Here is a 22,930-nt window from a genome sequence, read left to right as displayed (position 1 = left end):
CACCTTGCCGGGCATGTCTGTACCCGTCACAGCGCCATCCACCGGACGGGTGCGGGGCGACGCGCCGCGAGTCGCACTGACACAGATCGTCAACTGATTGATTCTCACTGCTCTGGTGGCTGTCCCGGTCCTGCGTAGGGTTCCAAGAAGGCGGCAGAACGGCATTTGCACACTCGATCTGTTGCCGCGCCGAGTGTGCAGGCCCATCCACGAGAGAAGGAAACACACCCCCTATGCGCGCCCTTGTGGTCGATCACAGTGACGCCGGACCCATCCGGTTCGCCGATGTCGAGGAGCCCGTACCGTCCACCGGCGAGGCGGTGGTGGAGATACGGCACATCGGTCTCAACTTCGGAGAGCTGAATTACGTGCACCAGTGGCCGGCAGGCGCTGTGCACGGTCACGACGCGTCCGGCGTCGTGGTGCGCGCCGCATCCGACGGCTCGGGGCCGCCCGAAGGCACGCGCGTCGCACTGGGAATGGCTCCCCACGCGTGGGCGGAGCGGGCGGCGGTCAGCCCCGCCTCGCTCGGCACCGTCCCCGAGGGCGTGGACCTGGCCGACGCCGCGGCGCTGGGGATCGCCGGAGTCACCGCACTCCGGGTGCTGCGCAAGCGTTCCCTACTGGCGCGCAACGTTCTGGTCACCGGCGCCAGCGGGGGCGTGGGGCACTTCGCCGTCCAGTTGGCCGCGCTGGCGGGCGCCCGGGTGACGGCACTCGTCGGTTCGCCGGAGCGGGCCGCCGGACTCCGTGAACTCGGCGCCGACAAGGTCCTGACCGACCTGGCCGAGACCGGGGACCGGTTCGACCTCGTCCTGGACACGGTCGGCGGGCCGCTGGTGGCCCAGGCGTGGAGTTCCCTCGCCGAAGGCGGCACCATCCACCTGGTCGGTTACTCCTCGGGGCAGGAAACCGCCTTCCCGTCAGCGGGCCGCTCCGGCGAACCGACGAGTGATGCGTTGTTCGGCTTCGGCGAACCCCGCAGCATCGCCACCTACGGCGACATGACGCCGACCGGCGGAGAGCTGACAGACCTGCTGGGCCTCATGGCCGCCGGGAGGCTCTCGGCACCGGTGGGACTGCGAGGCGACTGGCAGGACGTGCACGACGCCGTCCAGGCGCTGTTCGCGCGGAAGGTGCTCGGAAAGGCCGTGCTTGACGTGGCCTGAAGGTGTGACGAGGACACACGCGCCGTCGGCCGTCGGTGGGCGGTGGGCGGTGGGCGGTGCGCGGCGGTGGACGAGAATGGGCCCATGGATGTGCTGGCGGAGGTCTTGCGTGTTTCGGGTGCCCGGGGGGCGCTCGGGGTCATGCTGAAGGCCGGAGGAACCTGGGGCCTGTGGCTGGACTCCTTTCCGGGAGCGGCACTGCACGTGGTGTCCCGCGGCACCATGTGGCTCCACGTTCCAGGCGACAAACCTCTTCAGGTGCAGGCCGGAGACGCCGTACTGGTGTCACCGGGCACCGAGCACGGGATAGCCGGCAGCGCCGGCGTGACGATGGGTTCCTGCGACCGTGACGCAGCGGCCCGGTCTATTGGCGACGGCCGAGCCCTGCGGCTGGGCTCGGCACCGGCGCAGACGGAAGTGATCGTCCTGCACTACGGGCAGGACCCGGAGGTACGCACACCGGTCCTTACCTCCCTCGCCCGGCCGATGCACGTCACAGCCCGTCAGAACGCGCAGTTCGGAAGGGCCGTGGAACTTCTCGCTGCGGAGCTCGCACAGCCGCAGATCGGCACCACCGCCGCCATCAACAGCATCGTCGACCTTCTCCTCGTCCAGTTCGTACGCGCCTGGCTGGCCCGCCACCCGCAGGAGCAGTCCGGCTCATGGCTGGGAGCGATGCGTGATCCGGTCGTGCGCGACGCCCTGGCATGTGTCCACGCCCAACCGGGGCACCCCTGGACCACTCAGACCCTGGCCGCCGCGACGAGCGTCTCCCGGGCGACGCTGTCCAGGCATTTTCGGTCCGCCCTCGGACAGACACCGGGCGCGTACGTGACGCAGTGGCGTATCGACCTGGCGTCCGTCCGGCTCCGCGATACCGATGAGCCGGTCGAGTCGATCTCCGGCGCGGTCGGCTACGGCTCTCCGCACGCTTTCAGCCGTGCCTTCAGACGTGCCCGAGGCACGGCCCCGGGCGAGTACCGCTCACGGCTTCGCAAGTGATCGGTCTCGGGACTGATGGCTCACATGTTTGAGGTGCCGCGTATTCCTGAGGTGGTCCGGGCGTCACCGTGTGTGGTTGCCGGAGGCGTAGCGGGCCCAGGTTCCCCCGCTTCAAGAGGCACCGCGCGGTCGCGTCCCGGTACGACGAGCTCGCCGTCCGCCACGAGGCGACCGTGCTGGTTGCAGTCCTCAACGAGTGGTGTGAGCCTGCCCGTCGCGGTGGTCGGCAGCGGTGATGAGCTGGTCGAGTCGGCTCAGTGCGTGGGTCATTTCCTCGACTCTGGCCGCGAGGTGGCCGCGTTCGGTGTGCAGCATGCGGCGCTGTTCGACGGTGATGCGGCCATGGTTCATGCAGGGCAGCAGTGCCGCGATGGAACGGCTGCTGAGGCCGGCCGCGTAGAACTGCTGGAACAGGCGCACCACCTCGATGGTCTCCTCGGTGTAGCGGCGCTGTCCCGACGGTGTACGTTCCGGGCTGAGCAAGCCTTGTTCCTCGTAGTAGCGCAACGCGCGCACGCTCACACCGGCCCGCCGAGCGAGCTCTCCGATCTTCATCGTCCCATTCCCCTCCCTGCACTTGACTCTCACGTTGGCGTGAGGTTTTAGCGTAGCGGGCATGGACATTCGAAACGAGATTGCGCTGGTCACAGGCGCGAACCGGGGTATCGGGCATGACTTCGTCACCGAGTTGCGCAGCAGGGGAGTCAGAAAGATCTATGCGGCCGCTCGTCGGCCCGAGACGGTCCCGGCGATCCCCGGCGTCGTCCCGCTGATGCTGGACGTCACCGATGACGCGTCCGTTGCCCGAGCCGTGGCCAAGGCAGGCGACACGACACTGCTCGTCAACAACGCAGGGGTGTCGACCTTCGCCCGGCTCACTGACGGCGCGGAGGAGGACATCCGGCTGGAGATGGAGACCAACTTCTTCGGAACCCTGCGCATGGTGCGTGCCTTCGCGCCGGTCCTGGGCGCCAATGGCGGCGGTGCCGTGCTGAACGTGTTGTCGGTCATGGCGTGGATGGCGTACGAACACTCCAACAGCTACGGGGCGTCCAAGGCCGCAACCTGGGCGCTGACCAACGGCATCCGGTACGAACTCGCTGGTCAGGGAACCCAGGTCACGGCACTGGCCATGGCCAGCGTCGACACCGACATGATGGCCGGAATCGAGGATGAGAAATCGGCCCCCGACGCGATCGTCAAGGCGGCGTTGGACGGCCTCGAGGCCGGTTCTCTCGAAGTGCTGGCCGACGTGCGGACGGCCCAGTGGAAGTCCCGGCTCGGCGAGGACCCGGCCCTTTTGTACCCGCAACTGTCCGTACGGGACGCCGGTATGCCGTAAGCCCAAACCGCCCGGGACGGGTGCGAACACCTGCGGCCACCGTCCCTAGCGCGGCACCGCTCCTCAAGTGCACTGATACAACGGGCCCTAGGGTCTTTCGTTTGGATCAGGCCGGATCAGGGAGCGGTGTCCGGTGCGTGCGGCTGCAAGGCGGAGGAGGGAGTCAATGCGGAGCATTGGCGACCGACGACAACGCCGCAGATGTGCGTGCCGGACACCGCGAGCCCGGCATGATCCAAACGAGAGGCCCTAGTAGGGCTTTGTTAGGTGGTGTCGTAGGGCTGCCATGGGGTGGGTTGGCGACAGGTGGGGCAGGTGCCGGCCCAGGTGGCCAGCAGGTGTTGAAGGAGTGCCAGGGCTTGGTAGAGAGTCAGGCCCTGGCAGGGACTTTTGGGCAGGACCGCTGCTCGGTCAGGAAGAGGTAGGCGGCGGTCACGAGGGTGACGTGGCGATGCCAGCCGGTGAACGAGCGGCCCTCGAAATGGTCGAGGCCGAGCGTCGTCTTCAGCTCGCGGTAGTCGTGTTCGATGCGCCACCGTAGCTTCGCGAGCCGGACAAGGTCCCGGGCCGGGATGTCGCCCGGCAGGTTGGAGATCCAGTACTTGACCGGCTCGTTCTCCCCTTCTGGCCACTGGGCGATCAGCCACCGCAGTGCGATGGCACCGTCCGGGGCGGGTTGGGGGCGGCGGCCGGCGATGCGGACGCGCAGGAACACGAAGCGGGCGGACATGGCTGCTTTGGAGCCCTTGCGCCAGGTGACCGTGACCGCTCGGGCACGTCCGGCGGCCAGGACATGTTCGCGCAGGCTGACCGGTCGGGTCCGGTAGCGGGGCAGCGGACGCGGTCCGAGCCCACTGTAGGGCGGCTGGTGCGGCGGGGCCGACTCGGCATGGGCAGTCATTTCGCCCTTGACCTGCAGTGCATAGGCCAGGCCCCGGTCTTCCAGACCGCGGCGGAAGTCGGCGTTCGCTCCGTAGCCGGTGTCCGCGACCAGCACCGCGGGCCGCAGCCCGACCGTAGCCAGTTCGTCGAGCATGTCCAGCGCGAGCTGCCACTTCGGCCGGTGATGTTCTTCCTCGGGGATCCGGCAGCGGGCACGACGGTCAGCGGCCTCCTTCCCGTCCCAGCTGCCGGGCAGGAACAGCCGCCAGGACAGCGGGCACGACGCGGTGTCGGACGCGGCGTGGACACTGACCCCTATTTGGCAGTTCCCGACCTTGCCCAGGGTGCCGGAGTACTGCCTGGCCACCCCGGGCGAGGACGTGCCGTCCTTCGGGAACCCGGTGTCGTCCACGACCCATACCTGCGGCCGAACCACCGCCACCGCCCGGCGGGCCAACCTGTTGCGCACGGTGTCCACCGGCCAGGTCGACGACGTCATGAACTGCTGTAACTGCTGATGGTCCACCCCCAGACGCCCCGCCATCGGCTGCATCGACTTCCGACGCCCGTCCAGCAACAGACCCCGCAGATACAACCCACCCTTCACCCGCTGGTCAGCACGCGCCAAAGGCGCGAACACCTCCCCAGCGAACTCCTCCAACCGCCCCCTACACGAAGCGAGTTCATTCGCTCTCATACCATCAGGAAACCACCAAGGCGACCACCTGCCCAGAGACGTAACAAAGCCCTACTAGCTCCCGCCACACCGCTTTCATGGCGTGGAAGAGCGGCAATAGTTGGCGCGGCGCCCGCGGAGGTCGAAGTGCGAGTGCTGCAGCAATCGAACAGTGCTGGACAGCTGTGCCTCCCGGAGTGGTGAACATGTGCTGTCCGTTCTCGGGTTCTGGCACGAGTTGTGTGAAGGATCTACGCAGCGTGACTGAAACTACGAGGGCGTCAGATTTGCTTTCCCGGGTACCGGGCGTTCCAAGAGCTGATTATCGCTGCTCGCTGGTCGTCGAGAGTTACGACGTCTCCGGTGGCTGCTGGGGCGAAGATGTCAACTGTCGCAGTGACCTCGCTCCGGGGTTCCGAATGGCGGACATACGCTTCCCGCCCGTTGGTGAATTGTCGGAGCTGTCCGGACGGGTGAACGTTGGGGCGGGCTCCCTGGCAGCACAAGAGGCGGCCATCAAGTTCGAGCTGTCGGCGGGCCTGGGAAAGGCAGTCAAGATAGTCGGTCCCGCTGAACTCGGTGCGTGAGTGAGCGTCGATGAGCGCGATGAGAGCGGTGGAGGGGCCGCTGACGCAGATGGTGACGTGATGCACCAGGCCGGCAGCGTCAACGGTCTGAAGGTCGATCTCCTCGGTCCACTTGGTCTGAGGAACGCTGCTGTCGTCGCTTGCGTTCTGCCCGGACCGGTTCTTCATACCAACCATGATCTCTGCCGATGGCCGGTCAGGGAAGCTCTCAGCCTGCCGGCAGGACGCGCTTGCGGAGGAGGGCGAAGCCTGCGCGCCCGAACATCTGGCGCTTGAGCATTTTGATCCGGTTGACATGTCCTTCAACGACACCCGAACTCCAGGGGAGGGTGAGCCGGCGATGACGGGCTTCACGGTCGCGGTCGATGCCTGCGGCGAGCGTGTGGAGGCTGGGGAGGTCGTCCTGTCTGACGGCGTCGAGCCAGTCCAGCAGGCGCTCCCCCTGGCGTTCGGTGAGCATGGTCGCGAAGGACCGGACGTGCCTGGTAAGTGCGTCGATTTCGAGGCAGTTGGCCCGGACGCTCTTCAGGTTGAGTTGCTCGGTCGCGGAAAGGGTTTCCGGACTTCGGAGGGCCCAACCGGCAACACTCCGGGGCGAAGGCGGCCGGGCTGTCACGGGCCGTGGCGACGTGCGCTTCTGACGTATGTAGGCGCGAACTCGCTGGTAGCTGCCCTTGTAGCCTAGCGGAACGATCTCTTCCCACAGCTTCCAGGCGTTGGTGCCGCCCCCCGTTCCAGCGGTCGTCGAGGTAGAGCTTGTACTCGTCAAGGACCGAGGTCCGGGTCTGCCACTGACCAGTGAAGAGGTCTTCCGGCCTGGCGGCGTCCGCGTACCGTTTGACGGTTCGGCTCGTCACTGCCGTTGGATCGCGCGACGGCTATGCCCTGCCTTCACCAGAGCATGGACGGTGGCGTGCACGGTCCGGGTTCGGTCGGCGAATCGGTGGCCGGTCGGCCATGGCGAGCCGGACGGCTTCTCCGCGGGGCCAGGCTCAGTCTTGGGTGGTTCAGGCATCTCGGGGACCAGGACGCGCAGACATTGGCGGTGCTGAGCGATGCTCCGCTCGGCGGCCTCGCTGGGGTTGTGCCAGAGGTGCCACCGGTCCGCGACCTGCACGGCTTGCGGGGCACCGACGGTGGCTCCCTCGGCGAAGAACGGTGCTCGGTCCCGGCACACGACCTCGATTCCCGGGCGCTGGGCCAGCCACGCGGCCAGACTAGATGATTCCCGGTCGGGCCGATCGGCCGGCGGGTTTCGACGTTCACGAGGACGGTGCCGTAGTGGCGGGCCTTGCGCGTGGCGTATTCGTCGACACCGACCACCCGTGGAACGGGTGCCTCCGGCTCGGGAAGTGCGTCGACCAGCCGCAGGACCGTGCTGCGGCTGACCGGAACGCCGACGATGTCGGCCAGGCGGGCGCCTGCCCGACCGGCGAGGGCGAGCCCGATCGCGGCCAGGGTCGAGCGCTGCCGCTCGGTCCGCTGACTGTGCCTTCGGGTCAGGCCGGGTATCTGCTCGACGAACGTGCGGCGCGGGCACTCGGCGTTCCGGCAGGTGAACCGGCGGACTCGCAAACGGAGTACCACGCATCGTCCCGCGCTCGGAACATCAGCGGGAAACCGCAGGTAGGAGCCGTGAATCTGGTCGGACCAAGTTCCGCACCCCGGACGTCAGGCGCCCGCAGCAGTGCAGCGCGCATTAACCCGCACTACCGCGATGTCCACGTTCACCGACAGCACCGCGACGTCCGCGATCGAGGGGAACAGCAACTCCTCCAGCCGGAGTAAGATCTCTTTCACAGCCCCGAACTGTCGGCCCAGTCACTCCTGCCACTGCTCGTTTTGAGGCAACTTCCCAAGCCACTCAACGAGTTCCGCTGTCACTCAGAGTGCACGGATCACACAACCTGAGCCAGAACCCGTTCTCGTGGCTGCGTCCGCCGCATGCTCCACTCGGAAGAGGCCGAACCGTACGACGCCCCGTGGGTCCGTGGGCCTGAACGACGAGTGGCTGACCGTCGACCATGACATGCGCGCACCTGCCGGCGTTCCGTGCATCGCCGGTGTCTGTCGGGGCCAACTATCGCGCTCAGTCGCAGCAGTTGTGACTGAGCGCTGTAGTTGGCCCCTGAGCGCGATAGTTGGCCCGGCTGAGCAATTTGGATGGCCCGCGGGCAGGACAGCGAGGCAAGTCCGGTGGCACCCCCGGTCCAGTCGGGAAACACCGGCACCGCGTCGGGGCGGCTCCTCGCGTTACTCCGCGGGTGTGATCACGTTCTCCACGGCACGTCCGCTGATGGAGGGCCGGCGTGTGTTCGCCGTGGCGTCCTGGGGCACCCTGTGGGCCGACGAGCCGGCCTTTCGCCGTATCTGGCGCGCCTCCAAGTCCGATCTGGGGCGGGGCGCTCCTCGCCGACGCCGTGACCCGCGGGGTCATGGCCTACGCGCTTCCGGTCGATCAGGTGCTGTGGCTCGGGGGCCTGTTGTGGCCGGTTGCCCTCGTTCTGATCAACCTGGTCACCAACCTCTACTACCTGCGGGCCGGGCTCTTCAGGCTGCTCGGTGCCCGCTGCACGGGTAGTCGTGAGGCGACGGAATCGCGGCCGACGGTTGGCTGCCGAGTGGGCGTCGAACGCCCTCGGCGACCGTGCCGAAGGACGGAGAGCCAGGCAGAAGACTGAACCGTCAGTCGTCTGGATGTGGCGAAGCGGGCTTCTACTGCCCGGGGCGGCCGGCTCGGCTGCGCGGGCCGGAAGCGCCTGAGCTAGACGCGGACGGAGCGGGTTGGAGCGGCTCTGGCTGCATCGTCGGCGGCCGTCAGGGTGACATGCAGCCGGAAGATGGCTGATCTTCCGTATCTGTATCAACAGGTTCGTCGGACGGCGATGATGTTGTCGGTGACGAATGCGGTCTGGCCTTCGGGGCCGGTGGCGGTGCGCGAGGGGGCGGCGTTTCGTTCGACCGTCCAGGTGTTGTCGAGCTGGAGTGAGGCGATGACCTCATCGGGGGTGGGGTAGTGGATGGCCTGGCCGGCCTGCCAGGACCAGGGGGCGGTGGAGGCGTGTTCGATCACGATCAGCAGTCCACCCGGTGCTACGGCTCGTGCCGCTCGGCGCAGGACCTCTTCGCGGGGGATGGTGACGGGGGTGTGGAAGTAGGTGGCGGTGACCAGGTCCCACGCGCCGTCGGGGAACGTCTCGGAGAGGTCGTGCTGCTGGGGGTGGATCCGGCTGGTGACGCCGGTGGCCTCGGCGCCTGCGGCGACGCGGTCGAGGGCGGTCTGTGAGACATCGGCGGGTGTGACGTCCCAGCCCTGGGTGGCGAGCCAGAGAGCGTCGCCGCCGTGGCCGCAGCCCAGATCCAGGGCGGTGCCCGGGGTGGGGGCCAGGTCGGCCAGCAGGGTGGTGAGGACGGTGTTGGGCCTGGTGCCCCACTGCGCGTCCATGCCGGTGTAGTGCTTCTCCCAGAAGGCGGCGGATTCGGTGGTGTTCATGTGAGGGCCTTTCGGTGCGGGTGGTCAGGAGGTGGCGGTACGGGACGGGCGGCTCCGGATGAGGAGGCCGGAGGCAAGGAGGGCGAGCACGAACAGGGCGGCGCCGGCGAGGAAGGCGGCCCGTAGCCGTGCACGCATCCGTTCAGCCGGACTGCCTGCGCCACGGCTCCGGTGTGGCCGGCAAAGGCGATGTTGATGAGGGGGCGTCGCGTACCAACATCAGCGTCGTCACCGAGATCATCGTCGGCGCCAGCCGGCGCCGGGGGCCGTGAACGTCCGTGCCGCCGTGCACGGCATCGGTTCGCATCGTCATCAGAGTCCAGTTCTCAGCAGGTTCCCCGGAAAGCAGCACGTCACAGGCGGTCCGCCGGATACAGCTGCAGGCTGCTGGTCCGACCCTGCGCCCCGCGCTGCCGGCGTTGCAAAACTTCATGCTGTTTCAGCATGCTGGTGGGTGTGAGCACCGCGAAGAAGGACCTGCTGGCCGCCGTCGGCCCCCGCCTGCGGCAGCTGCGACTGCAACGCGGTCTGACGCTGGCCGAGCTCGCCGCACGGACCGGGATCAACGAGAGCACGCTGTCCCGTCTCGAAGGCGGAACCCGCAAACCGACCTTGGAAATGCTGCTTCCCCTGGCCGAGGTCCACGCCGTGCCCCTGGACGAGCTCGTCGGCGCACCCCGCACCGGGGACCCGCGTATCCACCTGAAGCCGGTCACCCGCGACGGCATGACCTTTGTGCCGCTGAGCCGGCCTGGCGGCGTCCAGGCACACAAGCTCCTCATCCCGCCCCGGCCTGACGTCGCGCCGCACCTGAGCACCCATGAGGGTTTCGAATGGGTCTATGTCCTCGCCGGCCGGCTGCGCCTGCTGCTCGGCGACGAGAGGGTGATCCTCAAGCCCGGGGAGGCCGCCGAGTTCGACACCCACGTGCCGCACTGGCTCGGCCCTGACGACGACCGAACCGTGGAACTTCTGATCCTCTTCGGCACGCAGGGAGAACGGGCCCACCTCAAGGCCCGCACCACCTGACCGCGTCGAGACCGACGGGGTGTACCGCGGCCGTCGAGACTCCGCGTCGACGGCCCAGCAGCGGCCGGGACACCTCGGTCTCCACCGTTCGGTCTCCACCGCCTCGTCGAACACGTTGCTGCCTGCGGCCGTGGCATGGACTCAGCCGCGCGGCCCGCGTGGGTCATCAGCAGGTTCATGTTGATCGCCGCACCCGTGCGGATCCCGGCCGCCATGGCCTGGGGGACACCTGCCAGCACTTCGTTGACATTGTCTGCCCCCCCCATACCCCCGCGGCCCCGGTGAACCCGGAGCCGTGCACCACTACCTGCTCACCGAACCCATGGGGTGTTCCCGCACCGTCAGCCCGAGCCCGTCGAGGGAAACCAGCCCGTGCCACAATCCGGGGCGCCACCACCAGCTCATCAACCGGCATGGCCGCCCCGACGCCGGCCGAGCCCCGTCAGCCGGTCCCGCTCCTCGTCGACGAAGGTGCTTGGGTGTGCTCGTCGGCGGGCCGGGGTGGTGTCGGAAGAATGTCAGCCTTCGGGCGCGGTACACCCGTAGACCGGCCCGCCAGGACCTCGGCGGCGCCCGGCTACCGTGCTCACGGCTCCACCGCGTAGACCTGCGGGGGCTGACGGCCGGTGCCGACGTGAGTGACCTCCGGCGTCGCTGCGGTCGCCTCAGGCATCTCCCATGACCAGACCCTCGATGGTGTGCTTCTGCGTCAAGGGCGTCAGCTCGTCCACGACGGGGCAGTCGAGGTGACGGCGTACCCGCTCGGGCAGAGCGTCCCAGTAGGCGCGGGTGACAGCGGTGTCGTGCCGGTTCCCATTGTTCGCCTCTGGCCCGTCGATGCCCAGAATCAGGACGGGGCGGGGCTTGGCGGAGCGATTGGTGGTCCCGCGGTGGATCGTCAGCGCGGTCCGGGCGGAGATGTCGCCGCGCTGAGGGAACTTGCGGACCGCTCGCCCCTGGTAACGGCCGTAGTGCGACCTGGGCGGGAACATGCCGTGCTCGAACTCCGGGCTCTCGTCCCACTGGGTTCCCGGAGCGATCTCGAACGGCCCCATGTCCTCCGCTGTGTCGACGACGGTCACGTTGAACGCGAGGGAGGTGAGCCGCCGTTCGCGACGCGTTTCGTCGGGGATGGGGAAGTCGCGGTGCCACGGCTGGTTGACGGCCCCCTCCAGCGGGACATCGAATCCGAGCTCCACGATGCGGTAGTCCGGGCCCAGCGTCGCGGTGCACAGTGACCGTACCCAGGGGTGCTCCACCAGGTCCACGAAGCCCCTGATCTGCTCGGGGTGAATCTCGACGTAGAACCGGTTGGGGCCACGGCCGACGGCGCCACCGGGGCGGCTCAGTGCGTCTTCGAACGCCGCGTGCACGTCTTCACCGAGCCGATCCGCCCACGCCTTCGTGAAGGCACCTTTACGTGCGGTGATCCCGTCCCTGTAGAGGGCCTCCACATCCGGCAAGACGTCGACGTCCAGTTCGCTGACGGCGATTCCCGAGAAGACCTGCGCGCTCATGTTGCGCCTCCTTGCGCTGCGATGACTGCGTTCATGCTGCAACGTGGAATGCGACGTTGCAATAGTTGGCTCGAAGTTCTGGTGTCCGTGATCGTCACGTGCGAAGATGCCAACCGTGAGTAGTCGTCTGAAAGATGTCGCCGCCCTCGCCGGGGTCTCGACGCGTACTGTTTCAAACGTGGTCAGCGGTTCGGGGGCCGTGGCCAACGAGACGCGGGCGCGGGTGCAGGCCGCCCTGGACGAACTGGGCTATCGGCCGAACGTCGCTGCCCGCAACCTGCGTGCCGGCCGTACCGGGCTGATCGGTCTGGTCATCCCGGAGCTCCACTCGCCCTACTTCGGCGAGCTCGCCGGTCTGATCGTCGAAGCTGCTCAGCAACGGTCGTGGACCGTTGTCATCGATCAGACCTTCGGTGACCGCGAGGCGGAAAGGCGCTTGCTGGAAGGGGCCGGCGACCGCCTGGTCGATGGCCTCATCATCAGTCCATGGTCACTCGGCCCGGAGGAACTGACCGGCCGCTCCCGGGAGGTGCCGGTCGTGCTGCTCGGTGAGCAGGAGGCTCATGGAGTCGCCGACCGTGTCGCCGTCGACAGCGTTCTCGCCGCTGATGAGGCCACGACGCACCTGCTCCGGAGCGGGCGCAGGCGCATCGCGGCAATCGGCGTGCAGCCCCATCTGCGTAACGAGACCGCCCGGCAGCGGCTGGCGGGCTACCGACAGGCACTGCATCGCGCCGGACTGAAGCCGGACCCCACTCTGGAACGGCCGGTGACAACCCTGCACCGCAAGGACGGAGCGGAGGCGATGACCGCGCTTCTAAAGGCGGGCCAGCGGCCTGACGGCGTCTTCGCGTTCAGTGACGAACTCGCCCTGGGGGCGCTGCATGCCGCCGTCACACGAGGCGTACGCGTTCCGCAGGACATCGCCGTGGTGGGATTCGACGGGATCGAGGATGGACGGTACGCCAATCCACCCCTGACCACGGTGGTCCCGGACAAGCGTCAGATCGCCGAACGGGCCCTGCAATGCCTCGCTGACCGGATATACAGCCCCGCCTCGACGGTGCCGCCCCTCGATATCGTGATCTCCCACCAACTGGACAGACGTGCCAGCAGCGGTTCGACAGGTTGAGCGGATGTGATGACGCCAGGGCCAAACTCGCCGTCAGCCACCACCGGCCGTGGTCATCACGGAAGGGGACCTCCACGCGTGCCTTCTGCGGCGTCTCGTGAACGGGCTCGCGATACTCGTTGAGGGGCCATACCGGCACGGTCTTATGCCCCCCTGAGGGCAGCGGGGGCTAGGAAGGGCGGAGAGCTGACGCGCCGAAGCGACTGGGCCGGCGGGTGCAGGCCGCTGCAAGCCGGTCGTTATCTCCCCCTCCAGTTCGGGCGCCATGTCGGCCGGCAGGAACTGCCTGATGGACCGGCTGACGGGTGAGGAGGGCAGGCAACGCCGATCGCGGGGCGCACGGCTCCTTCGGCGAGGAGTTGTGTCCGTATGACCCCAGCGGTGGGCTTCCCGGCGCCCCGCCCTCGCCGCCGCCGTGCGCAGGTGGCGTTTCGGCTCTCACGGCGCTGGGAGCGCGGGTCCGCTAGGGCGTGTCTGACAAATGATCACGGCTGGCGGAGCCAGAGGATGAGCGAGGCGAGTCGGAGACCGGCGAGGTAGCGGGCAGCCAACTTGTCGAAGCGGGTGGCAATGGCCCGGAACTGCTTGAGCCTGCTGAAGCAGCGTTCGACCACATTGCGGGCCTTGTACTGCTCTGGATCGAAGGCTGGCGGCCGCCCGCCGGCCGATCCTCGGCGCTTTCGGTTAGCGATCTGATCGGACCGTTCAGGGATGACCGCTCGGATGCCGCGTCGTCGTAAGCCGGTCCGGATGGCTCGTGACGAATACGCCTTGTCGGCGATGACAGTCTCGGGCCTGCGACGTGGTCGGCCTGCGGACAGGCGAGGCACACGCACCGCATCCAGCACCGTGTCGAAGACCGTTGAGTCGTTGACGTTGCCTGGGGTGACGACGATGGCCAGAGGCAGGCCGCGGCCGTCGGCTGCGAGGTGGACCTTGGTGGTCAGCCCGCCGCGGGACCGGCCAAGTGCTTGGCCAAGCGTCGGATGTGGCGGATCTTCCAGGTCGTCCTGTGCCAGTGCCCCTTTTTGCGAGCTCCAGCGGCGTGCTGGTGGGCACGGTTGATGGTGGAGTCCACCGATACGGTCCACTCCACCGTGCCCAACGCATCGTCTTCGACCTGCACGTACTCCAGCAGTCTTGCCCAGGTTCGGTCTTTCTCCCAGCGGGCGAAGCGTTCGTAGACGGTCTGCCAGGGACCATAACGCTCGGGCAGGTCACGCCAGGGTGCCCCGGTCCGCAACCGCTAGAGCAGGCCGTTCATCACCTGGCGGTGATCCCGCCACGGTCGCCCACGGCCATCAATGCGCGGCAGCAGTGGGCCAATTTGCTTCCACGCCGCATCCGTCAATTCACTCCGGCCAACCACAAGATCAATGATCAGGTATGGCTAGTCACCCATGAACCACAAGTAGCTGCCCGGCGTCGCCGCACACGCTTCAAGAAGCTCGGCAAGGTCGACCAGGGCCGCTTTCTGGTGGTCGTCACCACACCCCCGTGTGAGGGTGGCGACTTCTTGGCGGGCGACTTGAGCTTCCTGTTCGTTAAACAGTGTGTCGCCGTACGGATCCACCCAGCCGAGCTTGCCCGAACCATGCCGGTCGAGGGTGCTCAGCACCCTCGCCAACGCCTCACCGTGCTCGTAAGAGCCCCGCAGCAGTGTGTCCCGGGACGCACCCTTTCGCGTCGGTCGCCCCGAGTGCAGTTCCAGCTCAATCCCCATGCCCCCCCTTCGGACAACGAAGCTTCTCAGAGGTCATTTGTCAGACACGACCTAGTGGCGTTGAGGCCCGACGCCGGGCCTCCGCACCTCGACCGGGCAGCTCGGGCCGTCCCTGACGAGCTTTTGGCTCACATGGCAACTAGCATGAATATGTGCTGGAGAGCTGAATGGAGGGCGTCATGATCGTTCTAGGCGTCATTTTGCTCATCATAGGATTGATCGCCGGGATTTCAATCCTCTGGACTATCGGGATCATTCTGCTGGCCATCGGGGCCGTTCTCTGGGTGCTCGGAGCTGTAGGCCATGCCGTGGGCGGTCGTCGGCATTACTGGTAGCTCTCATTCAGGCAGGTCGTCGCCCCGGGGGAGTGCCACCGGTATTCACCTCTGCGGGTTTTCCGTTCGAGCATGAGAACGGTCGCGTCGTCACGAAGACCGGTGTTTTTCCGAGGGGGAATGATGGGCTGCCGCAGCGTCACCGGTTAGCTCTCCTGCGGCTGCGGCATGCACCCCGCTTTAGGCATGTGAGGGGCGACCGAGTTCGCACTGTGCACTGAGGATCGTGCGTTCCCGCTTCCGTAGGCGCCGGAGCGTCGGCTTCACCGCCTCGCGGTCGACGGCAGCGTCGCAGCGGCACCGGCCAGACACAGAAGGAGGAGGGCTCTCGCACCGTCAGGCCCCTCGAGCTCCGGAGTAGGGCTGCACCGGTGCCCGCCGACGCCTTCGACGTCTCACCGCTATCCCTGCACGGACTCGTTAGACGTGCAGATTGCAGAGACTGACGATCCGATCGACGTCACTGCCTCCGCAGTAGCCCAAAGAGCGCTCCGTCGAGGCCTGTCTCGGGAGGAGGCTCAACAAGCCGTTACCCGGGCGACACAGCCTCACGAAGAGGCACGCGTGGGCTCGGTGAGACGGCGCCTGGAGGCGGAAGCCCGGCAGAGAGAGGGCCGCCGAGGCGGGCCGGCGTCTGCAGGAGCTGGAGCGCCTTGCGAAGGCGGCGCGGCAGAAACTGCAGAACATCAAGCTCGCAGAGAAGGCAGAGCCGCTGCACATGATGGGCCTTCGCGCCAGAGTTGTCAGGTGCTCCGCGCGACGCACGGGCGTCGCCTGCGCGATTCGAGAATGGTTCGTCAAGGAGGGCCAGGACTTTCCTGTTCTGACCCGACGAGGCGTGGCTGCGAGTAAAGCCCCTCATGGGCGGCTCCCGGTTCACCGTGGACCGCCGCACGATGGTCGAGGCGCTGCTGGAGAAAGCAGTCTCGGGCGACCGCTTTGAGGACCTGGCACTGCGGTACGACGTTGGCTCGAACACCCCGCAGACGCAAGCCCACCGCTGGCTGAAGTCAGGTGTCTGGGCCAAGGCCATGACGAAGCTGCAGACCGTGAATGCGATGCCTGCCTGGCAGCCGGAGCCGGTGGAGATCCAGGTAAGTCTGAAGCCGCTGGTCGGTGAGTTGATTGTGGGGGATGAGGAACGCGAGGGTTCGAGACCGGCCCGCCGGCACAGAACTCGGTCCGTTCGCCGAACCCCTGCTGGGCGACGTCGTGCGACAGGATCTGGGCGTGCGCCGAGCAGTCCTTGATCAGCGCGGCCAGTTCCAGCAGGGCGAATTCATCGTGCCGGTGGACGGCACCGTCGCCGCCCGCGTCGCGGTTGACGACGAGCAGGCACTCCGAGTTCCCGGGCAGTCCGAAGAACGCCTGCCTGCGGCGGAGTCTGCGGCGCCAGAGGTAGGTGCGTGCGAGCCGGCCGAGGGCGGCACTGATGCCGGCGGCTATCACGCCCAGCGCGATGTTGCGTACGTCGTCAGTCAGGGGCGGGCATGTCAGCGGGCATTCGGCCTCAAGTTCGAGGCGGTCCTGACGGGGTGGCCGGGGCGGCGCTACCCTGCGCGGACGATCCTTCACTGGAGGTGCGCATGCGACGTTCCGTCGCGCGGAATGTGTCGTTCTTAGGTGTTCTCGCCGCTGTGGTGTCGGTCGGGGCGGCGGCCCCGTCCTCGTCCGCGCCACCGGCAGCGCCGACAGCCAAGTCCCCGGTGGCGGTGGGATACGGGGGAGCGGTCTCCAGCGTCGACGCCGACGCGACCGCCGCCGGTATCGAGGTGCTCCGCAAGGGCGGCAATGCGGCGGACGCGGCGGTGGCGACAGCGGCGGCGCTCGGGGTGACCGAGCCGTACTCGGCGGGTCTCGGCGGTGGTGGCTACTTCGTCCACTACGACGCGCGGACCCGCACCGTGCAGACCATCGACGGGCGTGAGACCGCGCCGCACAGCGCGGACTCCTCGCTCTTCATGGAGAACGGCAAGCCGCTCGCCTTCGCCGATGCCGTCACCAGCGGACTCGGCGTCGGCACGCCCGGCACCCCGGCCACCTGGGAGACCGCGCTCGACACCTGGGGCAGCAGATCGCTCCGGCAGGTGCTGAAGCCGGCCGAGCGGCTCGCCCGGGACGGGTTCGTCGTGGACAGCACGTTCCGGTCCCAGACCGAGGGCAATCAGGCCAGGTTCGCGGACTTCCCGGCGACCCGGAAGCTCTTCCTGCCGGGCGGCCAACTGCCGGTCGTCGGATCGGTGTTCAAGAACCCCGACCTGGCACGCACCTACGACGAGGTCGGCCGCAAGGGTCTCGACGAGATCTACCGGGGCGAGCTGGCCGAGGACGTCGTGCGGACGGTACGCAACCCGCCCGTCGACCCCAAGTCCTCCCGGGTGGTGCGGCCGGGCGACCTGACCACCAAGGACCTGCGCTCCTACCGGGCGCTGCGGCAGGCGCCGACGAAGACCGGTTACCGGGGACTCGACGTGTACGGCATGGCGCCGTCCTCCTCCGGTGGTACGACGGTGGGCGAGGCCCTGAACATCCTGGAGTCGACCGACCTGTCGAGGGCGAGCGAGACGCGGTACCTGCACCGGTTCATCGAGGCGAGCCGGATCGCGTTCGCCGACCGAGGGCGCTGGGTCGGTGACCCGAAGTTCGAGGACGTGCCGACGAAGGAGCTGCTCAGCCAGCGCTTCGCCGACTCGCGGGAGTGCCTGATCAAGGACGACGCGGTGCTGACCAGCCCGCTCGCGCCGGGCGACCCGCGCCGTCCGGCCGACTGCGCGACCGGTGGGAAGGCCGCGCCGACCACGTACGAGGGGGAGAACACCACCCACCTGACGACCGCCGACAAGTGGGGCAACGTCGTCGCGTACACGCTGACGATCGAGCAGACCGGCGGCAGCGGGATCACGGTCCCTGGGCGCGGGTTCCTGCTCAACAACGAGCTGACGGACTTCTCGTTCGCACCCGCCGACCCGGCCGTCCACGACCCGAACCTGCCGGGTCCGGGCAAGCGGCCGAGGTCGTCGATCTCCCCGACCATCGTGCTCAAGCACGGACAGCCGGTGCTGGCACTGGGTTCGCCGGGCGGCGCCACGATCATCACGACCGTGCTGCAGTCGCTGATCGGCAAGGTCGACCGGGGGCTGCCGCTGGTGGACGCCATCGCGGCGCCCCGCGCCAGCCAGCGCAACGCGGCGAAGACGGAGCTGGAACCGGGACTGTGGAACAGCCCGGTGCGGGCCCGCCTCGAAGCGCTGGGGCACGTCTTCACGCCGAATCCGGAGATCGGAGCGGCGACGGGTGTGCAGCGGCTGCCGGACGGGCGCTGGCTCGCGGCCGCCGAGACGGTGCGCCGGGGCGGCGGTTCGGCAATGGTGGTGAGGCCCGCCGGGCGGTCCTGACGACCCGTCAATAACTGTCGCGCAGGGGGCCGGTCGCCGCGGGGGGAGCCGCGGTGGCCGGCCTCGGGGGTCTTGACGAGGACATGACCGGGGGAGCATCTTGGCATCTCGGTAAGGAAACTTTCCTAATAGAAGGGCACCCCCACCATGCGTATGCAAGCGCTTGCCCTCGCCGCAGCCTCCGGCGCCGCTCTCCTCGCGGCCGGATCGCTCACACCGGCCGCCCCCGGCGGCTCCCCCACTCCCGCCGCCGCAGCCGCGGCGGCGCGGAGCACCCCCCGGACGACGGTGCACCTGGCGCCCGTGGCCCACACCACCCGGCTGTCCCACGACGGCCCCTCCGGCACCGCCTCGTCCGAGGGAGCCGCGTCCGGCGAAAAGCCGTCCTCCGGAATCAAGGAGGGCTCCGTCAGCGCGGCCGACCTGCTGGCCAAGGTCTCGTCCTGTTCGCAGATCTCGAACGGCAAGTACCGTACGGACGAGGAGACCTCGGCCACGGTGCCGGTCTGCGGCGCGAACGGCGCCGTGTTCTGGAAGGCCGACATGGACGTCGACTGCGACGGACAGGTCACCACGGCCTGCAACGAGGACACCGACCCGTGGTTCCAGGACGACACCGCGTTCCACACCTCCGGCGACCAGCCGCTCAACGCCGAGAAGCTGCCGTACGTCGTCGTGCCGAGCAGCAGCTCCATCTGGAACTACGGCAGCGCCGGCATCAAGGGCGGTGGCGTCGTCGCCGTCATCTACAACGGCAAGGTGGAGTACGCCGTCGTCGGTGACACCGGCCCCGCCAAGATCATCGGCGAGGCCTCGTACGCCACGGCGAAGGCCCTCGGGATCGACCCCGATCCGGAGACCGGCGGCGCCGAGTCCGGCGTCACGTACATCCTGTTCAAGAACTCGCAGGCGTCACCGATCGAGAGCCACGACGCCGCCGTGAGTGCCGGGGACGCGCTGGCGAAGAAGTTCCTGCAGAACAACTGAGCCTGTCACAGTGCGGTCAGGATTCTGGGGCCGTCGTCCGTGATCGCCACCGTGTGCTCGGCGTGGGCGGCCCTGCTGCCGTCGGACGTGCGCAGCGTCCAGCCGTCCCGGTCGGTGTGGAACGTGTCGAGGCCGCCGCCGAGCAGCATCGGTTCGATGGCGAGCACCATGCCGTGCCGCAACGGCATCCCGCGGCCCGGTCGTCCCTCGTTGGGGACGCCCGGGTCCTCGTGCATGGACCGGCCCACGCCGTGGCCGCCGAAGCCCTCCAGGATGCCGTAGCCGGCCGTGCGGCACACCCGGCCGATCGCGTGCGCGATGTCACCGATCCGGTTGCCGACGACGGCCGCCGCGATGCCCGCGTCCAGCGCCGCGAACGCCGTCTCGATCAGCCGGGTGTCCGCGGGCCGGGCGCGGCCGACGGTGAAGCTGATCGCCGAGTCACCGACCCAGCCGTCGAGCGTCGCGCCCGCGTCGACGCTCACCAGGTCGCCGTCGCGCAGCCGCAGGTCCGTGGGGATTCCGTGCACGACCGCGTCGTTGACGGACGTGCAGATCACGCCGGGGAACGGGACCGGGGCGAAGTCCGGCCGGTAGTTGAGGAAGGGGGATCCGGCGCCCGCCTCGCGCAGGACGCCCCGGGCCACCTCGTCGAGCTCGCGCAGCGTGACGCCGGGCGCCGCCGCCTCCCGGGCGGCCGTCAGTACCTGCGCCACGACCCGGCCGGCCTCGCGCATGGCTTCGATGGATGTGTCTGTCTTGAGTTGCACCATGCCAATTACTATACCGGTTCAAGCGGTATTAGAATGACGGCATGGTACGAACGCCCCTGACCCCCGAAGAGCACCTGCGCGGCGAGCGGCTCGGCCGCCTGATCCGCGAGGCGCGCGGCCGTCGCAGCATGGTCGACATCGCCGGCAGCGCCGGGATCTCGGCCGAGACGCTGCGCAAGATCGAGACCGGTCGCGCCCCCACCCCCGCCTTCTTCACCGTCGCGGCGCTGGCCGGGGCGCTAGGCATCTCGATGGATGAACTGCTCCTGCGCTGCGCCGAGGAGCCGCTCGCCGTCCCGCTGGCCGGTTAGACCGTGTCCGGAAAGTCCCGCCTGGTCCGACGGGACTTCGCGGACATGGCCCAGGGCCTGTCCGGCGGATCTTCGCGGGCCCGCGGCGTCTGGCATGCACTCTCGCCGCACGCCCGAATCGCCCAAGTACATCCAGTACGAGGGCGACTCGGGTGCACGCCGAGAGCGCGCACCAGACGCCGCGGGCTGCTCCACGTAGATCCGCCGGGCAGGCCCTGGGGCCTGTCTTCAAGCTGCCTTCTGCCGTGCGGCGCCATGCACGCTCTCTCGCCGCACCGGCCCCAGACCCCGGTACGTCCAGTACAGGGGCCTGGGGCCGGCACGCCGAGAGTACGCACCTGACGCCGCCCGGCCGCCCTTCGGGCGACGACGGCAGTTTGAAGACAGGCCTAGCGGCGTACGGCGCAGAACGTTCGGCGTGGCGCGACGCCGGGCGGGCTGCGGCTCAGACGATCAGGACCCGGCGGCCCCGGGTGTGGCCGGCCCGGCTGTCGGCGTGCGCCGCCGCTGCCCCGGTGAGCGGGTACGACTTCTCGACCGGGATGTGGAGCCTGCCCCCGGAGATGAGGTCGACGGCCTCGGCGAGCGCGTCCGGCACGCTCCCGGCCACGCCGGAGAACCGGACGCCCAGTTGCGGGGCGTCGAGGTCGGCGATGGAGACGACCTTGTGCGGGTCCCCGGTGAGCCCGACGAGCTCGCGGATCACTCCCGAGCCGGCCAGATCGAGGGCCGCGTCGACCCGGCCCAGGTGCCGCACCCGTTCGACCCAGCCCTCGTCGTACGTCGTGGCGAGGGCGCCCATGCTCCGCAGGTAGTCCTGGTTCGCGGCCCCGGCCGTGCCGATCACCTTGATGCCGCGCGCACGGGCGATCTGCAGCACCGCCGACCCGACGCCACCGGACGCCCCGCTGACCAGCAGCGTCTGGCCGGGGCGCACGCCGGCTTCGCGGATGATGCGCAGCGCGGTCTCCACCACCGACGGGTACCCGGCCGCCTCCTCGAAGGTCAGTCGCTCCGGCATCCGGGCCCAGGCCGACAGCACGGCGAAATCGGCGTACGTGTCGGCGCCCTCGCCGAACACGCGGTCGCCGACGGTGACCCCTTCAACGCCCTCGCCGATCTCGTCCACCACCCCGGCGGCATCGAGCCCGACCCCCGAGGGCAGTTCGACCGGGTGGGCTCCCAGGACCTGGCCCTCCCGGATCCGCCAGTCGACGGGGTTGACGCCCGCCGCCCGTACGGCGATGCGTATCCGGCCGGGGCCCGCGTGCGGCTCCTCGGCTTCCACCAGTTGCAGGACCTCGGGACCGCCGAACTCGGCGAAGCTGATTTTTCTCATGCCGTCGAAGATAACCCTAACCGTTAGGATTTCATAGTGGTGAGGAATTCGTACCTGGTAGTGTCCTGGTATGACCGAGCCGCCCGGACGCCGTGAACGCAAGAAGGCCGCGACCCGCCGGAAGATCGCCGACACCGCGCTGAGCCTCTTCCTGGAGCGCGGATACGACGCCGTGGGCATCCGGGACGTCGCGGCCGAGGCCGATGTGGCCGTCACCACCGTCTTCGCTCACTTCGCCTCGAAGGAGGCGCTCGTGTTCGAGCGCGACCAGGACTTCGAGGAGCGCCTCACGCGGGCGGTGACCGGCCGGCCGCCGCGCGGGCCGCTCGTCCCGGCCCTGCGCCGCGAGGTCGAGGCCCTGGTGCGGCACTGCACGGCGCAGGGCAGTGCGCCCGTCCGGCGCCTGATCGAGGAGTCACCCGCCCTGCGGGAGTACGAGGACGCGATGAGCCTGCGTCACGCGGGCGCGCTGGCCGCGGCGCTGGCCGCCGACCCCCACCTGTCCCGGAGCGCGACGGCCTGCCGGGCGACCGCGCGGTTCACCATCGACGCGTACGCGCTGGCCTGCCGGGCGGACGATCCCGCGGCCACGGTCGACGAGGTCTTCCGGATGATCGAGGCCGCATGGGAAGCCACCGCGCCCTGAGCCGGCGCCGGTCGGGCCGTCCGGCTGCGGAGGCCCCGCGGCGGCGCGCGTCATGCGGCTGTACGCGTGACCGGCCGGACGGCTTCTGGCCGAACCGGCGGCGGGCGGGGGCTGATTGGGGATGCCCCGGCCGTGCGCGGAACTGGGGCGTGAGGTGCGTAAGGTTGCGCCATGAGCCTCCAGGAGTTCGCCCGAAGTGAGTACGTCAGCCTCACCACGTACCGGAAGGACGGCACCCCCGTCGCCACGCCGGTGTGGGCCGCCGCCGCCGGGGACGAGCTGCTGGTGTGGACCAAAGCCGATTCGTGGAAGGTCAAGCGGCTGCGCAACGACACCCGCGTCCTCGTCACCGTCTGTGACGTGCGCGGGCGCATCGCGGAAGGCGCCCCGAGCGCCGAGGGCACCGGCCGGCTGCTCGACGTCAAGGACATGGCCGCTGTGCGCAAGGCCATCGGCCGCAAGTACACCTGGAAGTACTGGCTGCTCGACTACCCGGCGCTGGTCTTCCGCCTCGGCAAGCGGCCGCACACCGGGATCGCCATCACCTTCTGAACCCCGCCCGCGCGCGCTCGCTCGACAGGCACTCCCTCCA

Annotated in this window: 22 protein-coding genes and 2 pseudogenes; 11 read left to right on the top strand and 13 right to left on the bottom strand. The window is 68.8% G+C overall.

Translation table 11 applies throughout. From position 1 onward, the window contains the following. The first annotated feature begins 233 nt into the window (after window positions 1-233). Complete coding sequence (locus tag EDD93_RS38315; RefSeq protein ID WP_123531383.1) at window positions 234-1,169, top strand: zinc-binding dehydrogenase; 936 nt, start codon at window positions 234-236, stop codon at window positions 1,167-1,169. A gap of 84 nt (window positions 1,170-1,253) precedes the next feature. Beyond that, window positions 1,254-2,171, top strand: a complete 918-nt coding sequence (locus tag EDD93_RS38310) for an AraC family transcriptional regulator (RefSeq protein ID WP_123531381.1) — start codon at window positions 1,254-1,256, stop codon at window positions 2,169-2,171. A 189-nt stretch (window positions 2,172-2,360) separates the two neighbouring features. Here EDD93_RS38310 and EDD93_RS38305 read toward each other — a convergent pair whose 3' ends face one another. Continuing rightward, window positions 2,361-2,726 (bottom strand): MerR family transcriptional regulator, encoded by a 366-nt coding sequence (locus EDD93_RS38305; protein WP_123531379.1) that lies wholly within the window; start codon window positions 2,724-2,726, stop codon window positions 2,361-2,363. A gap of 61 nt (window positions 2,727-2,787) precedes the next feature. On the opposite strand from EDD93_RS38305, the gene EDD93_RS38300 reads away from it, so the two are divergent. Continuing rightward, complete coding sequence (locus EDD93_RS38300) at window positions 2,788-3,513, top strand: SDR family oxidoreductase (RefSeq protein ID WP_123531377.1); 726 nt, start codon at window positions 2,788-2,790, stop codon at window positions 3,511-3,513. A 370-nt stretch (window positions 3,514-3,883) separates the two neighbouring features. Here EDD93_RS38300 and EDD93_RS38290 read toward each other — a convergent pair whose 3' ends face one another. From EDD93_RS38290 to EDD93_RS38275, 6 genes are all read right to left on the bottom strand, one after another. Further along, entirely contained in the window at window positions 3,884-5,092 is a 1,209-nt protein-coding gene (locus EDD93_RS38290; protein ID WP_123531375.1) for an IS701 family transposase, read from the bottom strand. Between the two features lie 260 nt (window positions 5,093-5,352). Further along, entirely contained in the window at window positions 5,353-5,826 is a 474-nt protein-coding gene (locus tag EDD93_RS38285; RefSeq protein ID WP_123531373.1) for a hypothetical protein, read from the bottom strand. A gap of 40 nt (window positions 5,827-5,866) precedes the next feature. Then, window positions 5,867-6,274, bottom strand: a complete 408-nt coding sequence (locus EDD93_RS40010; RefSeq protein ID WP_260256154.1) for a transposase — start codon at window positions 6,272-6,274, stop codon at window positions 5,867-5,869. Between the two features lie 275 nt (window positions 6,275-6,549). Continuing rightward, window positions 6,550-7,284, bottom strand: a complete 735-nt coding sequence (locus EDD93_RS40005) for a hypothetical protein (RefSeq protein ID WP_398906623.1) — start codon at window positions 7,282-7,284, stop codon at window positions 6,550-6,552. A gap of 45 nt (window positions 7,285-7,329) precedes the next feature. Then, window positions 7,330-7,458, bottom strand: coding sequence for a hypothetical protein (locus EDD93_RS40645; protein ID WP_260256133.1), 129 nt, complete (start codon window positions 7,456-7,458; stop codon window positions 7,330-7,332). A gap of 1,063 nt (window positions 7,459-8,521) precedes the next feature. Continuing rightward, window positions 8,522-9,151: a bifunctional 2-polyprenyl-6-hydroxyphenol methylase/3-demethylubiquinol 3-O-methyltransferase UbiG gene (locus tag EDD93_RS38275; RefSeq protein ID WP_123531371.1), complete on the bottom strand. Its 630-nt coding sequence runs from the start codon at window positions 9,149-9,151 to the stop codon at window positions 8,522-8,524. Window positions 9,152-9,607: 456 nt separating this feature from the next. Between EDD93_RS38275 and EDD93_RS38270 the strand changes: the two genes are divergently transcribed. Beyond that, window positions 9,608-10,180 (top strand): helix-turn-helix domain-containing protein, encoded by a 573-nt coding sequence (locus EDD93_RS38270; RefSeq protein WP_398906529.1) that lies wholly within the window; start codon window positions 9,608-9,610, stop codon window positions 10,178-10,180. A gap of 665 nt (window positions 10,181-10,845) precedes the next feature. On the opposite strand, the gene EDD93_RS38265 is transcribed toward EDD93_RS38270, so the two are convergent. Further along, window positions 10,846-11,697, bottom strand: a complete 852-nt coding sequence (locus EDD93_RS38265) for a phytanoyl-CoA dioxygenase family protein (RefSeq protein WP_123531367.1) — start codon at window positions 11,695-11,697, stop codon at window positions 10,846-10,848. A 115-nt stretch (window positions 11,698-11,812) separates the two neighbouring features. Between EDD93_RS38265 and EDD93_RS38260 the strand changes: the two genes are divergently transcribed. Next, window positions 11,813-12,829 carry a LacI family DNA-binding transcriptional regulator gene (locus EDD93_RS38260; RefSeq protein WP_123531364.1) on the top strand — a complete coding sequence of 339 codons (1,017 nt, stop codon included), beginning with the start codon at window positions 11,813-11,815 and terminating at the stop codon, window positions 12,827-12,829. A 485-nt stretch (window positions 12,830-13,314) separates the two neighbouring features. On the opposite strand, the pseudogene EDD93_RS38255 reads toward EDD93_RS38260, so the two are convergent. Both EDD93_RS38255 and EDD93_RS38250 read right to left on the bottom strand, forming a co-directional pair. Next, window positions 13,315-14,198: pseudogene (locus EDD93_RS38255) on the bottom strand (IS5 family transposase). A 21-nt stretch (window positions 14,199-14,219) separates the two neighbouring features. Continuing rightward, a complete protein-coding gene (locus tag EDD93_RS38250; RefSeq protein WP_260256132.1) occupies window positions 14,220-14,447 on the bottom strand; it encodes a hypothetical protein in 228 nt (75 codons plus the stop codon). Between the two features lie 284 nt (window positions 14,448-14,731). Here EDD93_RS38250 and EDD93_RS40000 point away from each other — a divergent pair, with 284 nt between their 5' ends. Continuing rightward, a complete protein-coding gene (locus EDD93_RS40000; protein ID WP_148083931.1) occupies window positions 14,732-14,887 on the top strand; it encodes a DUF6131 family protein in 156 nt (51 codons plus the stop codon). A gap of 1,140 nt (window positions 14,888-16,027) precedes the next feature. On the opposite strand, the pseudogene EDD93_RS40640 reads toward EDD93_RS40000, so the two are convergent. Further along, window positions 16,028-16,369: pseudogene (locus tag EDD93_RS40640) on the bottom strand (hypothetical protein); the annotation flags it as partial. A gap of 104 nt (window positions 16,370-16,473) precedes the next feature. Here EDD93_RS40640 and ggt point away from each other — a divergent pair. Continuing rightward, complete coding sequence (ggt, locus tag EDD93_RS38230) at window positions 16,474-18,282, top strand: gamma-glutamyltransferase (protein WP_123531360.1); 1,809 nt, start codon at window positions 16,474-16,476, stop codon at window positions 18,280-18,282. A gap of 147 nt (window positions 18,283-18,429) precedes the next feature. Continuing rightward, window positions 18,430-19,269 (top strand): glycoside hydrolase family 75 protein, encoded by an 840-nt coding sequence (locus EDD93_RS38225; protein ID WP_398906523.1) that lies wholly within the window; start codon window positions 18,430-18,432, stop codon window positions 19,267-19,269. Between the two features lie 5 nt (window positions 19,270-19,274). Here the strand turns inward: EDD93_RS38225 and map are convergent, their stop codons facing one another. Next, window positions 19,275-20,042, bottom strand: coding sequence for a type I methionyl aminopeptidase (map, locus tag EDD93_RS38220; protein ID WP_123531358.1), 768 nt, complete (start codon window positions 20,040-20,042; stop codon window positions 19,275-19,277). Between the two features lie 41 nt (window positions 20,043-20,083). Here map and EDD93_RS38215 point away from each other — a divergent pair, with 41 nt between their 5' ends. Next, entirely contained in the window at window positions 20,084-20,353 is a 270-nt protein-coding gene (locus EDD93_RS38215; protein WP_123531357.1) for a helix-turn-helix domain-containing protein, read from the top strand. A 445-nt stretch (window positions 20,354-20,798) separates the two neighbouring features. Here the strand turns inward: EDD93_RS38215 and EDD93_RS38205 are convergent, their stop codons facing one another. Continuing rightward, window positions 20,799-21,692: an NADP-dependent oxidoreductase gene (locus EDD93_RS38205; protein WP_123531355.1), complete on the bottom strand. Its 894-nt coding sequence runs from the start codon at window positions 21,690-21,692 to the stop codon at window positions 20,799-20,801. Window positions 21,693-21,762: 70 nt separating this feature from the next. Between EDD93_RS38205 and EDD93_RS38200 the strand changes: the two genes are divergently transcribed. After that, window positions 21,763-22,338, top strand: a complete 576-nt coding sequence (locus tag EDD93_RS38200; protein ID WP_123531353.1) for a TetR/AcrR family transcriptional regulator — start codon at window positions 21,763-21,765, stop codon at window positions 22,336-22,338. A 171-nt stretch (window positions 22,339-22,509) separates the two neighbouring features. Continuing rightward, window positions 22,510-22,890, top strand: coding sequence for a PPOX class F420-dependent oxidoreductase (locus tag EDD93_RS38195; RefSeq protein WP_123531351.1), 381 nt, complete (start codon window positions 22,510-22,512; stop codon window positions 22,888-22,890). The last annotated feature ends 40 nt before the right edge of the window (window positions 22,891-22,930 follow it).

The organism is Streptomyces sp. 840.1, assembly GCF_003751445.1.
Classification (GTDB): Bacteria; Actinomycetota; Actinomycetes; order Streptomycetales; family Streptomycetaceae; genus Streptomyces.
Note: the sequence above shows the minus strand (reverse complement) of the source record. Positions and strands in the feature narration are given on the sequence as shown.

Bases quoted from the DNA above. Each gene is read 5' to 3' on its own strand.
- EDD93_RS38315 (WP_123531383.1), top strand. From the start codon at position 234: ATGCGCGCCCTTGTGGTCGATCACAGTGACGCCGGACCCATCCGGTTC.
- EDD93_RS38310 (WP_123531381.1), top strand. From the start codon at position 1,254: ATGGATGTGCTGGCGGAGGTCTTGCGTGTTTCGGGTGCCCGGGGGGCG.
- EDD93_RS38305 (WP_123531379.1), bottom strand. From the start codon at position 2,726: ATGAAGATCGGAGAGCTCGCTCGGCGGGCCGGTGTGAGCGTGCGCGCG.
- EDD93_RS38300 (WP_123531377.1), top strand. From the start codon at position 2,788: ATGGACATTCGAAACGAGATTGCGCTGGTCACAGGCGCGAACCGGGGT.
- EDD93_RS38290 (WP_123531375.1), bottom strand. From the start codon at position 5,092: ATGAGAGCGAATGAACTCGCTTCGTGTAGGGGGCGGTTGGAGGAGTTC.
- EDD93_RS38285 (WP_123531373.1), bottom strand. From the start codon at position 5,826: ATGAAGAACCGGTCCGGGCAGAACGCAAGCGACGACAGCAGCGTTCCT.
- EDD93_RS38275 (WP_123531371.1), bottom strand. From the start codon at position 9,151: ATGAACACCACCGAATCCGCCGCCTTCTGGGAGAAGCACTACACCGGC.
- EDD93_RS38265 (WP_123531367.1), bottom strand. From the start codon at position 11,697: ATGAGCGCGCAGGTCTTCTCGGGAATCGCCGTCAGCGAACTGGACGTC.
- EDD93_RS40000 (WP_148083931.1), top strand. From the start codon at position 14,732: ATGATCGTTCTAGGCGTCATTTTGCTCATCATAGGATTGATCGCCGGG.
- ggt (WP_123531360.1), top strand. From the start codon at position 16,474: ATGCGACGTTCCGTCGCGCGGAATGTGTCGTTCTTAGGTGTTCTCGCC.
- EDD93_RS38225 (WP_398906523.1), top strand. From the start codon at position 18,430: ATGCGTATGCAAGCGCTTGCCCTCGCCGCAGCCTCCGGCGCCGCTCTC.
- map (WP_123531358.1), bottom strand. From the start codon at position 20,042: ATGGTGCAACTCAAGACAGACACATCCATCGAAGCCATGCGCGAGGCC.
- EDD93_RS38215 (WP_123531357.1), top strand. From the start codon at position 20,084: ATGGTACGAACGCCCCTGACCCCCGAAGAGCACCTGCGCGGCGAGCGG.
- EDD93_RS38205 (WP_123531355.1), bottom strand. From the start codon at position 21,692: ATGAGAAAAATCAGCTTCGCCGAGTTCGGCGGTCCCGAGGTCCTGCAA.
- EDD93_RS38200 (WP_123531353.1), top strand. From the start codon at position 21,763: ATGACCGAGCCGCCCGGACGCCGTGAACGCAAGAAGGCCGCGACCCGC.
- EDD93_RS38195 (WP_123531351.1), top strand. From the start codon at position 22,510: ATGAGCCTCCAGGAGTTCGCCCGAAGTGAGTACGTCAGCCTCACCACG.